The following is a 16,620-nucleotide window of genomic DNA, read 5'->3' as shown; positions in this document are numbered from 1 at the left end:
AGGTATGATTTTTTATTTTATGGAATTTTATGGGAAAATTTATAGAGACTATTAAAAATCAACGAAAACGTTTTCTTTTTTATAGCGAATATTCCCAAAAATCAAGAAAAATTTAATTTGAAGGACGTTTTTAAAGGACTATTGTACGTTATAATCTTCGTATTCTTTTACTCTTTCTCCCATTAAGAACATTTTTTTCTTGGCAAAATGAATAGAGAATTGAGAATAAAACCATTCATTACCCTCAACAGGTCTGTACCAAAATGTATACGATTTACTATTGAATCCTTCCTTAAAAACCGGAGTTCCTTCTTCGGTACATTCAATTCCCCAATTGATCTTTTGTTTACTTAAGTCATCAGCCTGAATAAAACCTGTTCCGTCTGGGTTTAAAACCGTAACGGGTTGTTTTAAACCAATTGGAGCATAAGTTCCCTGAACAGGATAACCAATAGTTGTAGTAATATAACGTTCTTTAGAATTATGGGTAATTACATTTACTTCAACTTGAGAATATGATTTTGAGGCAATAAAAAAGAATGTAATCAGTAATAAATGTAAGGCTTTCATTTCTATATAAGATTAAAGTGTTTTTGGGCATCAATATAAAATCTGCAGCAGATTTTATGTAGCGAATATAACTTAAATTTTAATAGAAATTTTGAATCTAAATAACAAGAGATGCAATTTTTTTCAATTTATATTTTTCAGCCAAATTTTATTCTGTAGAAAACTGATTTTCGAGTAGTTTTTCTTTAAAATCAGATTTAAAAGTATAGGCAAAAGTAAGCATTACAGCGCGGGTATCTGATTTGTTTATTCTTGTATTACTGAATAATAATGTAGTGTTTTTATATCCGCTTTCGAGAGTATTGAACATATCCGTTACTACCAGCCCCAAACGTGCATTTCCTTTTCCTAATTTTTGCTGAAAACCCATATCAATATTGTAAATCGGAATTCGTTCTCCCTGAGCTGTTGCCAATGCCGAATTGTAATTCCCAATCAGCTGAAGTTTTCCGCCTTTCCATGGTACAAAATTATTAATGATTTTTCCATACCAGTTAAAAGCATCACTTACAGTATCTTCCGTTAGGTTAGAAGCATCTATATGCTGATGGAAAGCTGTTATGCTAATGTTGGCATCATAAAAAGGAAATGGTTTTAAACTAAAAATAGTTTCTAAACCATAGGTTACAGTATTTCCTATATTTCTGGGCTGTAACAAAACAACGCCATTATCCTGAAGTTCTGCATATTGTCTGATAACATCTTTTGCATTTCTGTAAAAAACATTAGTTGAAAAAGAATAATTTGTCCAGGTTTTATTATAACTCAATTCGCCAATATGAACAATTTCGGGTTTTAAATACGGATTTCCTCCGTGTGGATTCAACGCATCTGTAATATCAATAAACGGATTCAAATCATCTAAATCAGGACGATTAATGCGTTTGCTGTAGCCTAATTTTACAAATTCATTTTGTGCAGTATTCAGCTGAACTGATGCCGATGGAAACAATTTTAAATAATTATTACTAAAACGGTCGCTATTGTTTTTCGTCGCTCCGGTGTTGGAAACATTTTCTGCACGCAAACCTAAATTGTATTTCCATTTTGGGTTTTCCTTATCGCCGGTAAACGAATTCAGCATTCCGTAAACAGCATTAATCTGTTCGTTAAATTTAAAAGAATTGCTCGCTAAAGGATTTATAACATAATTACCATTTTCGAAATCAGCACTTTCAAAATCAGAATTAAAAAAACGGAATGTTCCTTTATAACCGGTTTCTACAATTGCTTTTTCTGAAACTGGAAGTGTGTAATTAACGATAGCATTAGAAATATTTTCGTTTTCATAATTATGAGTTCTTTGTAAAAAAGCATCGCCTATTTGTTGATGATATTGGTCATAATTATAGGTGTCAATATCTGTATTTTCTTTATGTTTTCCGAAAGAAGAAGTAATAGAACCAGAAAGGCTTTTTCGTTCGTCAGAGAATTTTCGGTCATAGATAAAAGCCAATTCGCCTACTTTTGAGCGTTCTAGTTCTAAAGAATGTCTTCTGTTATCAGAGAAAAACTGATTTGAACTTGTGTTTACACTCGTGTACAAAGTTTCGTCATTATCCTGAGTTTCGATGTTTCCTAAAGCTTCAAATGAAAAAGTATTTCTTTCATTTGGAGTAAAATCGACATTGAATTTTAAATTTTGTAAACCTTCCTTGCGTTCATCATTTCTGTTTTGATGGATATAATGTTCATCATCAATAAAATAATTAGTACGATCGGCCTTTATTTTTTTGGTTCGGCCGGCAAAACGATTATCATAACCCAGTCCAAAATTCCATTTTTCAGTTTTATGATTCAAAAGAACAGAGCTGTTTATTCTTCCTTTTGCACCAAAACCGGTTCCCAGAACTACTGCACCATTCAAACCGCTTTGGTTGTTTTTTTTAAGTTTGATATTAATAATTCCGCTTTCTGCATTTGCATCGTATTTTGCCGTAGGATTATTAATAATTTCAATACTTTCGATACTGCTTGCCGCAATTTGATCCATATTTGTAATAGCCAAATTTTTGCCATTAATTAAAATCATAGGTGATTTTCCTCTTAACGTAATTCCGCCCTCTGCATCGACTGCAACAGTAGGGATATTTTTTAGCATATCTGTTGCTGTTCCTCCAGATTGAGAAATGTTTGAAACAGCATTAAAAATGAAACCTTCATCCGTTTTCTGAATTTGCTTTTTTTGGGAATTAACCACTACAGTATTCAATAAATTGGTGTCATTTTTTAAGACAACGGTTCCAATAGAAATAGGAGATCCTGTAAAATTTATTTTTCGGATATCAGTTTTATAACCCATTAATTTTAACTGAAGCAAATATTCACCGGCATTAATGTTTTCTAAAGAAAAGCTTCCAGAAACATCAGTTATAGTATAATTGACAATTTTAGTAGAATCGGCAGTATTTTTTAAAACAACATCAACAAATTCGACAGGAAGTTTTCCGTCTGTAATTTTTCCGTTTAAAGAAGAATTCTGCTGACCAAAAGCAAATTGGTTTGCAAAAAATATAGCAAAAATAAGTGCAGTTTTAATCATTTTTTTCATAAAGCAAAGATATTTATCTCCATAAATGAAGCTTAAAAAACCGTCTTAAGATATCATTAAACTAGTCTTACGTATGCATTAGAGCAAGGTTAAGCAAAAAGAAAATGGGGATTTTTCCCCTTCGAAAAACAGTAGTTTACCTAGATTATATGGTATTGACTTGTTCTATTTTTACGCGGATTAAAATGCGTAAGCCGAAAAGCATATAGAGTAGGCACTAACCAAACTAAAAATATGGAAACTGCCTTCTATTTAGCAATGGGCTGGTGCGGAACCAAATACCCAGGCTGGTGGAATCGCTTTTGGAGAAGTCCTCCGCCGCCTCCGGATCCGGAACCCTGGTGGACGATTGTATTAATTGGAATTGGATTGGTGGCTGGAGCCGCCGGCGGATTATTCTTTAGTAATGCAATCGCAGAAAATCAGTTTTTTGCAGGTCAAAATGCAATTGCTTCGGGGTTATTTGCATTTGGAACTGCCAATATTGTAACCGGAATCGCATCAGCTTTTAAAGACTGAAAATAAAAAATGCTTCGGCTTAGGGATAGCGTCGGGGCATTTTTTTTTATGTTTTAGCCACGAATTATTATTTTAAAAATAGCCACATATTAAAGGGATTAAATGATTTTTTAAACTTTAAAAATAATCTGTGATAATCCCTTTAATATGTGGTAAAAAAAACACCCGAATTTATCGGGCGTTTTTAATAAAATATATTTCTTAGTTTTTCTCAATCCATTTTCTGGCATTAACAAAAGCTTCGTGCCAAGGCGAAACCTCGTCATTTCTGTCTTTTGGATAATGTGCCCAGTTCCATTGGAAAGTCGAACGCTCAATGTGAGGCATCATTACTAAGTGTCTTCCTGTTTTATCACACATCATTGCTGTGTTGTAATCAGAACCGTTAGGGTTTGCAGGATATCCTTCGTAAGCATATTTAGAAACAATGTTGTATTGATCTTCTGAATACGGCAATTTGAATTTACCTTCTCCGTGAGAAACCCAAACTCCTAAAGTACTTCCAGCCAAAGTCGATAACATAACTGAGTTATTTTCCTGAACTTTTACAGAAGTAAAGATACTTTCGTGTTTCTGGCTTTCGTTATGAAGCATTTTTCCGTGAACTTCGTGTTCCGGATTAATAACTTCTAATTCCATAAACAACTGACATCCGTTACAGATACCAACAGAAAGCGTATCTTCTCTTTTGAAGAAATTATCCAAAGCTGTTTTTGCTTTTTCGTTGTATAAGAAAGCTCCAGCCCAACCTTTAGCAGAACCTAAAACGTCAGAGTTAGAGAAACCTCCAACAGCTCCAATAAACTGAATATCTTCAAGCGTTTCACGACCAGAAATTAAATCGGTCATGTGAACGTCTTTTACGTCAAAACCTGCTAAGTACATAGCATTTGCCATTTCACGCTCAGAATTACTTCCTTTTTCACGGATAATCGCCGCTTTTGGTCTCGGTTTAGAGTTGTCTATTTCTGGTTTCTTTCCTGTAAAATGTGCAGGGAAAGTATAATTTAAAACCTGATTTTTATAGTTTTCAAAACGCGCCTGAGCTCTTCCGTTTTTAGATTGTTTTTGATCTAATAAATAAGAAGTTTCAAACCAAACGTCTCTGTAAGCTTTTATGTCTAAAGTCCAAGGTCCAAGGTCTAAAGTCTCAGTAGTTGTCGCTTTTCCTAATTTGAAAAATTCGATGTTGTTTGCATTTAATTTAGCTTCAACAGCTGCATCAGATTTTGCCTGGAAAACAATTCCGATGTTTTCTGCGAAAAGGATTTTCAATAAGTCTTTTTCCGCGAAAGCGCTGAAATCAATTTTTGCTCCTAAATTCACATCAGCAAAACACATTTCTAATAAAGTAGTGATTAAACCACCGCTTCCGATATCGTGACCTGCTAAAATTTGGCTTTCGCCGATTAATTCCTGAACTGTATTAAAAGCATTTTTGAAGAAAGCCGAATCTTTAATTGTAGAAGTTTTGTTTCCGATTGTGTTTCTGATTTGTGCAAAAGATGAACCTCCAAGTTTGAAATCATCCTGAGACAAATTGATATAATAGATTGAATCTCCATTTTTCTGTAAAACTGGTTCAACTACTTTTCTAATATCTGTACAGTTTCCAGCAGCCGAAATAATAACCGTTCCCGGTGCGATTACTTCGTCGTTTGGATATTTTTGTTTCATTGAAAGTGAATCTTTTCCTGTCGGAATATTGATTCCTAATTCGATGGCAAAATCAGAACAACCTTGTACAGCTTCGTATAAACGAGCATCTTCGCCTTCGTTTTTACAAGCCCACATCCAGTTTGCAGATAATGAAATTCCTTTTAACTGATCTTTAATTGGAGCCCAGATAATATTTGATAACGATTCTGCGATCGCATTTCTACTTCCCGCAACCGGATCGATCAACGCAGCAATAGGAGCGTGACCAATAGAAGTTGCAATTCCTTCTTTTCCTAAATAATCCAGAGCCATAACTCCAACATTATTCAATGGCAATTGTAACGGACCTGCATTTTGTTGTTTTGCTACTTTTCCTCCAACACAACGGTCAACTTTGTTTGTTAACCAGTCTTTTGAAGCAACAGCTTCTAAACGTAAAACGTCTTTTAAGTATGATTCAAAATCTGCAGCGTTATAAGCAACGTCAGTATATTTTCTGTCAACGGTATTATCAGTCATAACCGTTTTTGGAGAACTTCCGAAGAAATCTTCTAAAGCATAATCCATCGGTTTTGAACCGTTTGACTGCGATTGGAAAGTAAAACGGTGATCTCCCGTAACATCTCCAACTTCGTACATTGGCGAACGCTCTCTATCAGCAATTCTTTGTAATGTATCGATATCTTTTTGACCAATAACCAATCCCATTCTTTCCTGAGATTCGTTACCGATAATTTCTTTTGCAGAAAGAGTAGGGTCTCCAACTGGCAATTTATCTAAATCGATTAAACCTCCAGTTTCTTCCACTAATTCCGAAAGACAGTTTAAGTGTCCACCCGCACCGTGATCATGTATCGAAACAATTGGATTGTTATCACTTTCTACTAAACCACGAATTGCGTTTGCAGCACGTTTTTGCATTTCAGGATTTGAACGCTGAATGGCATTTAACTCGATTCCTGAACCGAAAGCGCCTGTATCTGCAGAAGAAACCGCAGCACCACCCATTCCGATTCTATAATTTTCTCCACCAAGAATTACAATTTTATCGCCTTCTTTTGGTTTGTGTTTGATAGATTGATCTAGTTTTCCGTAACCAATTCCACCCGCCTGCATGATTACTTTATCGTAACCAATTTTACGGTTGTCTTCTTCGTGTTCAAAAGTTAAAACAGAACCTGTAATAAGCGGCTGACCGAATTTATTTCCAAAATCAGAAGCTCCGTTTGAAGCTTTGATTAAAATATCCATTGGTGTTTGGTACAACCATTTTCTTTCTTCAACTGCATTTTCCCATTTTCTGTCATCGTTCAAACGAGAATATGAAGTCATGTAAACTGCAGTTCCTGCTAATGGCAATGATCCTTGTCCTCCGGCTAAACGGTCACGAATTTCTCCTCCAGAACCAGTCGCAGCTCCATTGAAAGGCTCAACTGTTGTTGGGAAATTGTGTGTTTCTGCTTTTAAAGAGATTACAGAATCAAATTCTTTTATTTCGTAAAAATCAGGTTTGTCTGCCGATTTTGGTGCAAATTGCTGCACTTTTGGTCCTTTTACAAAAGCAACGTTGTCTTTGTAAGCAGACACAATATCGTTTGGGTTTTCCTGAGATGTTTTTTTGATTAATTTAAAAAGAGAAGTTTCTTTTTCTTCTCCGTCGATTACAAATGTTCCGTTGAAGATTTTGTGACGGCAGTGCTCTGAGTTTGCCTGAGAGAAAGCAAAAATCTCAGAATCGGTTAATTTTCTTCCTAGTTTAGTTGAAAGATTGTTTAGGTAATCAACTTCTTCTTCGCTTAAAGCTAAACCTTCCACTTTGTTGTAAGCAGCAATATCATCAATCTCCAGAATTGGTTCCGGCTGAATGTTGATAGTGAAAATTTCCTGATCTAATTGATTGAATTTTTGAAAAAGCATTGGGTCAAAATCGGTAAAATCTTCCGTTGCCGGATGAAATTCTTCAATTCTGATAATGCCGGGAATACCCATATTTTGAGTGATTTCTACAGCATTTGTACTCCATGGAGTGATCATAGTGGCGCGTGGACCAACAAAAAAATCCGTCAGTGCGGATTTTTCGATCTTATTCGCGTCGGCAAAAAGCCAGTTTAATTTTGAAATGTCTTGAGCTGAAATTTCGTTTTGCGTTTGTACGGCAAAAACAGTTTTGCTTTGGTTTTCAAAGAAATGGATCATTGTGATGTGTAGTTTGTTGTATTGAGCTGCAAATTTAGTGTAAATAAATAGCAGGCGCAAATTTGATAACAAACTCTTTTGAAAAAAATGAACTTGCTCTGAAATTAGGCTAAAAATTAAGAATTTATCCGTTTTTTATTGAGGTGCTAAGTTAATAAGATGCTAAGGATCTAAGGTTTTTTTTATGTACTGAGTTTTTTTGTTTCACGCAGATTAAGCAGATTGTGCAGATTTAATGGGTTTAGAGTTATTAATAAATCTGTGTCAATATTTATTAAGTTTTCCTGATCTGCAATATCTGCTGAATCTGTGTGAAAAAAATATTTAGTTGATGATTATTTTTTTAATAATTGTTTTTGAATCTTTTTCGATTTTAACCAAATAAATTCCGCTCGAAAGATGACTTACTGATATTACAGAATCTGCAGCATTTTGTTTTTCGAAAACTTTTTGTCCTGAAAAAGAAAGAATTTCTATTGAATAAGGCGAATCTAAACAGTCTAAACCAACGTAGAAATTTCCGTCAGAAGGATTTGGATAAATTACAATTTCATCTGAAGTTTCTACAATTTCTTCTGCAGGTTTTACTATTTTGCTTCCTAGATTATTACAAGTGTCAGATGAGTACGAATCCCATTGAGCACTTAAATTAAAAGTTGTACTTGGAGAAGTAACAGTAGATTTTCTTCTTAAAGTTACATCAATGGCAAAATTGGCAGTTCCGCCATTAAAAGTTCCAATGATATCGATTAAAACTCCGTTTTTGAATAAACCTACAGCATCATTTCCATTAAAAGTCAATTCAGTTGCTGTTGTTGAAATATTTGCTGAACCTGGTGAAAAGCAAGTTGAAGAAATAGAACTGTTTACAATTACAAATTTGCTTCCGGTTGCTAAAGTTCCGCTCAAAGCCAAACCTGTACTCCACGAACCAGAACCATTAGTTTGTTTTTTAATGGTATAAGCCGATAAACTAACAGAATTTCCGGTATTGTTGGCGATTTCTAAAGCTTTGTTATTTCCAGAACCTTCAATATATTCTGAGAAAAGTAAATCGGTAGCCGTTCCGCCTGAGCTGTTTGTTGTAACCGAAATGGTGTTGCTTGATGCAGAAGTATTTCCAGCCGCATCTTTTGCTTTTACATAAATAGAATAAGCTGTGGAAGCTGTTAAACCCGTAATTGTAGCTGTTGTACCAGAAACAGTTGTTTTTAAAGCGCTGTTTGCATAAACATCGTAACCCGTTACGGCTACATTGTCTGTAGATGCTGTCCACGAAAGTGAAATTGAAGTTGCAGTTTTTGAAGTCGAAGCTAAACTTGTTGGAGTAGTTGGTGCCTGAGTGTCTCCAGAAGGAGTTCCGCCCCAAATTTGATTTACATATTCCGGATGATCAATATATGGATTTCTATTTCCCTGACGTGCATACACTGCATTGTTTCTTGCAATTTCCCTTGCACTTACAGGATCCTGCGCGTGCCACGCCAAAAGCATATTTAAGAAATCCGTTGTAAAAACTTGGTTGTTTGAACCATTAAACATGGCATAAGAATATCCTGCAACTGTATTTTCATATCGTGTAGCAAAGTAAAAATACATTCTTGCAATATCGCCTTTGAAAGCATTGATTGGTTCAAAAACGGTTCCAGAGTATCCAGAAACAGAACTTGACCCTAGTTTACTTCCGTTTTGAGAAGTATACGTTGCAGTACTAACAGTTCCGTGTGGATAGTTAGAACGCATTCCGTTTACTTTTCCGTCGGTTGGGGTGATGAAATGTGCATCGGCAACCATTGGAGACTGCTCATTAAAAACTGATTGTGGAATTATATGTTCTCTGTTGTAGCAATCGCCTTCTGCAGAATAATTTCCGCATCGTTGTGTACTTCCTGTGCTGTAATTGTATGGATCTGTTCCTGATGGATTTTCAGAATACATGTCTAATACTGTTCCGTCATTTTCATAAAAATTATCAACGTCAGAAGTTTGATATGTGGTGTATAAACCTGCATATCCGTTATCAGTATGACCTTTAATAATATTATACAATTGAGTTTTTAAAGTGTAACCCGTTCCGGTTGCAGTATTGTAATAACCGGATGGAATCTGAGCAAAGCCAATTGCAGAAAACAACAATAACAGTAAAAAGTAGTTTTTTTTCATAAAAATAGGGGTTTTAGGTTTGGTTATAATACTTTTTAAAAATCTGATTTTTAGAATTTTAAATAAGTATTGTAGCAAATCTATTACTTTTATGAATACGAAACGTTAAGCGATGTTTATTTTTAGGTATATTTTCTTACTGGTGGGTCTTGTGCCATTAGGCACATAAAATCGGTAGCCAATAGATCTAAAGTTAGCTGGCGTGCCGTAGGTACGCAATATTATTTTATCGCGTACCTACGGCACGCTTAATTATTCTCCATTTATGTTTTTCTACCGATATTTAGTGCCTAACGGCACTTATTTATACTGAAGAACTATTTTCCAACGGACTTTTTATATGGTTTAAAAATTTTACTTCGGAAAATCTTTACTTTGATAAGCGCCCAAATCAGGAGGAGAAGTTCTGGTAATTCCTAAAATATCTAACGGAATACTATACGCCTGATTCCCTTTCGCGAAAGCGGAAGAAGTTTTATCAATATTCAACTGATTTTTAGAAACATTATAAAACTTCGGATTTTCATTTAAAATGATGTTGTTATAATGTTCCGTATCAGTTTTAAATTGATAATCAGCATTTGATGTGTTGCCAAATTTCAAAAGACAATTATTTAACTGGTAAACAAAAGCGGCACTTGTATTTTTTTGTAAATTAAATTCATTCGTGCTGGAGCCGTAAATAATACAATTATTGAAAGTAGCCTGTGTTAACGGATTTGTTTCCGGAGTTGCTCCTGCCAGACTATTACTTAAATTAACCGCAAAATGTGAACTGTTTTGCCAATTATTGTTGAAAGTACAATGTGTAAAACTGTAACTTCCGCCATAAACGCAGGATAAACTCGAAATTCCGGCATAATTAATTACAATATTTTCGCCATTGATGTGAGCGTTTTGAGCCAGAATTCCATATTCGACGCAATTGTAAATTTGTGTGTTTTTAATTTCAATGGTGTTTAGCGGATTTTTAAAATCTAAACCAACAACGGCATTTTTTAAAGTTAAGTGATTGATCGAGTGATTTGTACTTCCGCTTGCAAAAATTACAGATTTCCATTGCCCCGGAATATCAGAATAAAGAGATTCCAAACGATCGCCTTCAAAAATAACTTCTTTTTCAAGTTTTTCGGTTGTTGAAATATCTCCATTAATTTGAAGAGTAGCTTTATTCCCAACATACAAACCAGAATTAGAATGGAAATGAACTCGCGCTCCGGCTTCAAAAGTTACCGTTTTATTTTCCGGAACTCCGGCATACCCATAAATTACATAAGGTTTTTGTTTGGTAAAAATAAGTTCGTTTCCGTTTTCAGAATCATTTTCGTCAAGATAAAATCCGTCAACATCTTTACCGTCAATTTGGATTTTTTCTTTCGTTCCGTCGGCATTTTGTTTTGGATAAAGAAAAACAGCATCCTGAATCAAGGTTACCAGTGCAACTTCCTGCAGATTAGCGCCGCTGTCAAACTGAATTTCATCAGTATACAAAAAATCTGTCGGGTCAGCATCAGTAATATCAGCAGTAGTTTCTATGAAAATATATAAACTGTCTTTTGCTAAAAGCGTAACATCTTTAAATATTTTTCCGTTGTTGCCGGTCATTCCGTCAACGGTCATTCTGTATTTAGAGTTTAATCCTTTTTTAAGTTGTATAATCGGAATCGAAATATCGTTTTTACTTCGGTTATAAACTTTTAACTGATAAGTACTTGAACCAATATTTTTAAAAACAGTATCCAAATAAACAGTGTCTTTTGAAAACTTCAAATCTCCGGTACTGGCAACGGTGTCAAAATCAGTTCGGCAAGAACTAAAAGCCAGAATTATTCCGAAAATAAAAAGTACAAAGTATTGACGCATTTGAATAGTTTTTTTAGCCGCGAATTCACGAATTATTTATTTTTTAGATTAGAAGAATTCGTGAATTCGCGGCGAAAAAATTCAACGCAAAGTATTTCGAAATCCTTCTAATCTGTGTAATCTGTGGCCCAAAAAAGCCAAAGATTAATGTTTGATTGTTTTTGTAAAAATAGCAAAAAACTTACATGTTTGAAGTTGAATTTTAATTTTAGAATATGATTTTAGATTTGTATCTCATCTTTTCTTTAATTTTACGATTTTAAAGTCTATTTTAATGAACTATACAAAAGAACAAATTATAGCGTATTGCAATGAGTTTTCTAAAAACACGTTGATGGAAACGCTAAAAATTGAATATATCGACGCCGGAGAAGATTTTTTAACGGCAAAAATGCCAGTAAATCCAAGTGTTCACCAGCCAATGGGACTGCTTCATGGCGGCGCTTCTGTAGCGTTGGCAGAAAGTGTAGGAAGTGCGGCTTCTCATTTTTTTATAAATCCAAAAGAACAGGAAGTCCGCGGAATCGAAATCTCTGCAAATCATTTAAAAAGTATTCGAGAAGGTGTCGTTTTTGGCACAGCCAGAATTATTCACAAAGGAAGAAGCCTTCATCTTTGGGAAATTAAAATTACAGACGAAGCAGGAAATTTGATTTCGCTTTGCAAACTAACTAATATTGTTTTAGAGAAAAAGAAAATTTAAAAATCCTGCATCACTTAATTATTTAAAATTTAATGACCCAAAATTACAAAGCTCCGGTTTCTTCTACTTTCAAAAAGATGACCACAAAAGCGATTCTTTCTGTTTTGTTCTTTTTATTAATTTATATCCTTTTAATTCTTTCCGGAATAGGTATTACCGCTTTAGCAGTTATTGGCGGAATAGCAATTATAGCTATAAAACCAATGTTTGTAACCATTATGATTGGAGCAGGGTTATTGTGCATGGGATTACTCGTTTTGGTTTTTCTTTTCAAATTTATGTTTGTAAAACATAAGGTAGACCGTTCTCATTTAATCGAAATTACCCGCGCTGAAGAACCAAGATTATTTGCTTTTATTGATGAAATTGTAAACAAAGTCCAAACCGATTTTCCTAAAAAGGTTTATTTGTCATCTGATGTAAATGCTTGTGTTTTTTATGATTCTACTTTTTGGAGCATGTTTCTGCCTATCAAGAAAAATCTGCAGATTGGGGTTGGACTTGTAAATTCAGTTTCAGAAATTGAGCTTAAAGCTATTTTGGCACACGAATTTGGACATTTTTCTCAAAAAAGTATGAAAGTAGGAAGTTATGTTTACAATGTAAATCAAATTATTCATAACATGCTTTACGACAATGATTCGTATAATTCTATTGCACAAAGCTGGGGAAGTGTTAACGGATATTTTGCTTTTTTTACTATGGTTGCCGTTAAAATTGTAACAGGAATTCAGTGGGTTTTGCAGCAGGTTTATAATGTTGTAAATATTAGTTACCGCGCATTATCAAGGCAAATGGAGTTTCATGCTGATGCCGTTGCGGCAAGTGTTACAGGATCAAGACCTTTGATTACATCGTTATTGAGATTAGATCTTGCAGATCATTCTTTTAATGCTGTTTTAGATTATTACGGAAAGAAAATTCCAGATTCAATTGCAACAGAAAACTTATATCAGCAGCAGTCATTTGTAATGAATTTTATTGCCACAAACAGCAATTTACACGTTGAAAATGATTTACCTCAATTAACTCCGGATTTTTTAAACAGATTTAATAAATCAAAACTGGTTATCGAAAATAAATGGGAAACTCACCCAAGTACCGAAGATCGAATTAAAGAATTAGAAAGGTTAAATCTGGATGTAACAAACGATAGTAAAGCACTAGCGATTGGATTGTTTCAGGATGGAGTTGCATTGCAGAGTAAATTTACCAATAAACTCTTTTCGTCAATAAAATATTCTAACGCAGTTGTTTTTCATAAAAACGAAGATTTTATTAATGAATATGAAAAAGATTTTTTTACGAATTCATTTAATGAGATTTTCAATAAATATTACGATAACAAAAATCCTGAAGTTTTTGACATAGATTTATTAGGAAAAGAATCTTCAAATAAAGATCTTAAAGAATTATTCAGCAATTCGGCTGTAGATTTAGTTTATAATTCTATTTCATTAGAAAATGATGTCAATGTATTAAAACAAATTGCAGGCGGGAATTTTAAAATAAAATCATTTTCGTACGACGGACATAAAATGTCTTCTAAAGATGCTCAGGAATTAGTAAACGAACTAGAACTGGATTTGAAGAAAATTAAAGAAGACGTTCTTGAAAACGACAAACAAATCTATTTCTACTTTTTAACTTTGGCAGATAATCAAAATAAAGCCGAAGAATTAAAGCAGCATTATAAAGATCTTTTCCTGTTAGATAAAAGCTACGATGAAAAAATCGATTTTTATATAAAAATGATGAATGCTTCTGAATTTATCTACAGAACCTGTACAATAGATGTTATCGAACAGAATATGCGTTTGCTTAAAATAGAAGAAGACAAATTTAAAAATGAAATAGAAAAAATGCTGGAAGACGATATTTATAGAAAAGCTATAACAATCGATATGAGAGTTGCTTTTAATAAATATTTATCTGAAGACTGGAAATATTTTAATGGAAATCAATATCTGGAAGAAGTATTAAAATTACTTTCTGAATCTTTGAATAATTATCAGACTGTTATATCAAAAACATTCTTTCAAACTAAAAAAGAGCTTTTAGAATATGAAGCTCAACTTTTAAATCATGAATAATTTTTTCACAAAAATAAAACAACATTACAATCAAAACTTACCTTTTGTAATGTATTCTAAACCTAATACAACAAGTGTTTTTGGCCTTTTACAACAAAATAACACTTTATATAAAATTACTGATTACAGTGAAAAAGGATTTGTTTTTGCTTCTTTTGATGAAAAACAACTCGTTTTAATTCCTGAAAGCGAATCGGAAATTATTACGACTGAAAAAGAAATTACAGCATTTGAATCAACAGAAATTGATGATCTGAATTTTAATGCTGAAGCTAAAAAACAATACGAAGATTTGGTTTCAAAAGGAATTGAAGCCATTAAAAATGAAGAATTCAAAAAAGTAGTTTTATCCCGAAGCGAAAGAGTAAATTTATCTGAATTTGATTTTTCTGAAACGTTTCAGCATTTGGTTCAATTATATCCAACTACTTTTTGTTATTGTTTTTTTCATCCTAAAATTGGATTTTGGATGGGAGCAACGCCAGAGCAGCTTTTAAAAGCAAACGGAAATGTTTTTGAAACAACTGCTTTGGCAGGAACGCAAAAAGCAAATCTGGAAACCGAAATCAGCTGGGGACAGAAAGAAAAAGACGAACAGCAATACGTAACTGATTTTATTGTAAAACGTTTACGTGAAGTTGCCAATTCAGTTGTGGTTACAGAACCATATAGCTTAAAAGCCGGATCGATCTGGCATATTAAAACGGATATTTCGGGAGTTTTAAATGAAAATTCGACTTTAGAGGAAGTAATTGATACGCTTCATCCAACGCCTGCCGTTTGCGGACTGCCAAAGAAAAAAGCAAAAGCATTTATTATTGAAAATGAAAATTACGACAGAACTTTCTATACGGGTTTTCTGGGCGAATTAAACAGCAGTTTTGCCGGCAGTAAAACTAGTTCTGATTTATTTGTAAATTTGCGCAGCATGCAGATTCAGGATAAAACTGCGATTTTATACATGGGCTGCGGCATTACAAAAGAAAGTGTTCCTGAAAAAGAGTGGGAGGAAAGCGTCAATAAATCAATGACGATGAAAAGAGTTTTGAAAAAATAGTTTATAAATCGTTTCAGGTTTCAGGTTTCAAGTTCTGTTGACAACTTGAAACCTGAAACTTGAAACTTGAAACAAAAAATAATGAAATTAGACATATTAGCCTTTGGCGCACATCCTGATGATGTAGAATTAGGTTGTGCCGGGACAATTTTAAAAGAAGTTTCCTTAGGGAAAAAAGTAGGGATTGTGGATTTAACACGCGGCGAATTAGGAACGCGTGGAACTGCTGAAATTAGAGATGAAGAAGCAAAAGCTGCGGCAAAGATTTTAGGTGTTTCTGTTCGTGAGAATTTAGGTCTTCGTGATGGTTTTTTTGTTAACGATGAAAAACACCAATTAGAGGTCATAAAAATGATCCGAAAATACAAACCGGAAATTGTTTTGTGCAACGCAATCGACGATCGACATATTGATCACGGAAAAGGAAGTAAATTAGTCTCTGATGCCTGCTTTTTATCTGGATTGATGAAAATCGAAACTTCAATTGATGGAGAAAAACAAGAAGCCTGGAGACCAAAAGTAGTTTATCATTATATTCAGTGGAAAAATATTACTCCGGACTTTGTAGTAGATATAACAGGATTTGAAAAAAAGAAAGTAGAAGCAATTTCGGCTTATAAAACACAATTTTATGATCCAGATTCAAAAGAACCTGCTACGCCAATTACTAGTAAAAACTTCTTTGAAAGCTTAAATTATCGTGCGCAGGACTTAGGAAGACTAGTTGGAAAAGATTTTGCGGAAGGTTTTACTGTTGAAAGGTGTTTGGCAGTCAATAGCTTAGAAAATTTGTTGTAATTTTTTCATTTTTTTCTTTGTAGAACTCAACCTTTGTTATATATTTGCACTCGCTAAGCAAAAATGGTGGTTGTAGCTCAGCTGGTTAGAGTAGCGGTTTGTGGTGCCGCGGGTCGCCGGTTCGAACCCGGTCAGCCACCCAGATTTAAAGCCTTGAAGAAATTCAAGGCTTTTTTTGTGCGTTTAACTTTTTTTGAACCATATAAGTTATATAAGGTCATTTTAGATTTATGCTTGAATGCTGTAATTAATAAGTTTAAAAAGAAAATAGCTCAATATTCTTATATCTAAATTTTTTTGTATTTCAAATATAGTCCGCGGTTTCAACCTTGAGGACGTTTTGGGTGCGTTTTGTATAAAATGCGTTGTCTTATCGTTTCGTCTTAGCGGTTTAAACCGCTGTCTATGTTTGCTAATATGACTTATAATTAATTTGCATTGAAATAAA

The 16,620-nt window shown here is 33.9% G+C and carries 10 protein-coding genes and 1 tRNA gene; 6 read left to right on the top strand and 5 right to left on the bottom strand.

Going from position 1 to position 16,620, the window contains the following annotated elements; all coding sequences use genetic code 11:
* Positions 1-138 precede the first annotated feature (138 nt).
* Positions 139-570: a hypothetical protein gene (locus BUC29_RS13245; protein ID WP_073416650.1), complete on the bottom strand. Its 432-nt coding sequence runs from the start codon at positions 568-570 to the stop codon at positions 139-141.
* A gap of 148 nt (positions 571-718) precedes the next feature.
* The gene (locus BUC29_RS13240) at positions 719-3,121 is read right to left on the bottom strand and encodes a TonB-dependent receptor (protein ID WP_073416649.1); all 2,403 of its coding nucleotides are present in this window, start codon (positions 3,119-3,121) and stop codon (positions 719-721) included.
* Between the two features lie 234 nt (positions 3,122-3,355).
* Here BUC29_RS13240 and BUC29_RS13235 point away from each other — a divergent pair, with 234 nt between their 5' ends.
* Entirely contained in the window at positions 3,356-3,640 is a 285-nt protein-coding gene (locus tag BUC29_RS13235; protein WP_139260514.1) for a hypothetical protein, read from the top strand.
* 201 nt (positions 3,641-3,841) lie between these two features.
* Here BUC29_RS13235 and purL read toward each other — a convergent pair whose 3' ends face one another.
* From purL to BUC29_RS13220, 3 genes are all read right to left on the bottom strand, one after another.
* Positions 3,842-7,495: a phosphoribosylformylglycinamidine synthase gene (purL, locus tag BUC29_RS13230; RefSeq protein ID WP_073416647.1), complete on the bottom strand. Its 3,654-nt coding sequence runs from the start codon at positions 7,493-7,495 to the stop codon at positions 3,842-3,844.
* A gap of 324 nt (positions 7,496-7,819) precedes the next feature.
* The gene (locus BUC29_RS13225) at positions 7,820-9,658 is read right to left on the bottom strand and encodes an endonuclease (protein WP_073416646.1); all 1,839 of its coding nucleotides are present in this window, start codon (positions 9,656-9,658) and stop codon (positions 7,820-7,822) included.
* A gap of 354 nt (positions 9,659-10,012) precedes the next feature.
* Positions 10,013-11,521 carry a hypothetical protein gene (locus tag BUC29_RS13220; protein WP_073416645.1) on the bottom strand — a complete coding sequence of 503 codons (1,509 nt, stop codon included), beginning with the start codon at positions 11,519-11,521 and terminating at the stop codon, positions 10,013-10,015.
* 274 nt (positions 11,522-11,795) lie between these two features.
* On the opposite strand from BUC29_RS13220, the gene BUC29_RS13215 reads away from it, so the two are divergent.
* The 5 genes from BUC29_RS13215 to BUC29_RS13195 all read left to right on the top strand — a co-directional run bounded on the left by BUC29_RS13215 (position 11,796) and on the right by BUC29_RS13195 (position 16,312).
* Positions 11,796-12,224, top strand: coding sequence for a PaaI family thioesterase (locus tag BUC29_RS13215; RefSeq protein WP_073416644.1), 429 nt, complete (start codon positions 11,796-11,798; stop codon positions 12,222-12,224).
* A 32-nt stretch (positions 12,225-12,256) separates the two neighbouring features.
* The gene (locus BUC29_RS13210) at positions 12,257-14,317 is read left to right on the top strand and encodes a M48 family metallopeptidase (RefSeq protein ID WP_073416643.1); all 2,061 of its coding nucleotides are present in this window, start codon (positions 12,257-12,259) and stop codon (positions 14,315-14,317) included.
* A complete protein-coding gene (locus tag BUC29_RS13205) occupies positions 14,310-15,374 on the top strand; it encodes a chorismate-binding protein (protein WP_073416642.1) in 1,065 nt (354 codons plus the stop codon). Before BUC29_RS13210 ends, BUC29_RS13205 begins: the two co-directional genes overlap by 8 nt.
* Positions 15,375-15,455: 81 nt before the next feature.
* A complete protein-coding gene (bshB1, locus tag BUC29_RS13200; protein WP_073416641.1) occupies positions 15,456-16,172 on the top strand; it encodes a bacillithiol biosynthesis deacetylase BshB1 in 717 nt (238 codons plus the stop codon).
* 66 nt (positions 16,173-16,238) lie between these two features.
* Positions 16,239-16,312: transfer RNA gene (locus tag BUC29_RS13195), tRNA-His, on the top strand.
* Positions 16,313-16,620: the final 308 nt, after the last annotated feature.

The sequence above is a fragment of the Flavobacterium defluvii genome, assembly GCF_900129555.1.
GTDB classification, from domain to species: Bacteria; Bacteroidota; Bacteroidia; order Flavobacteriales; family Flavobacteriaceae; genus Flavobacterium; species Flavobacterium defluvii.
This window is presented reverse-complemented; position numbering and strand designations above follow the sequence as displayed.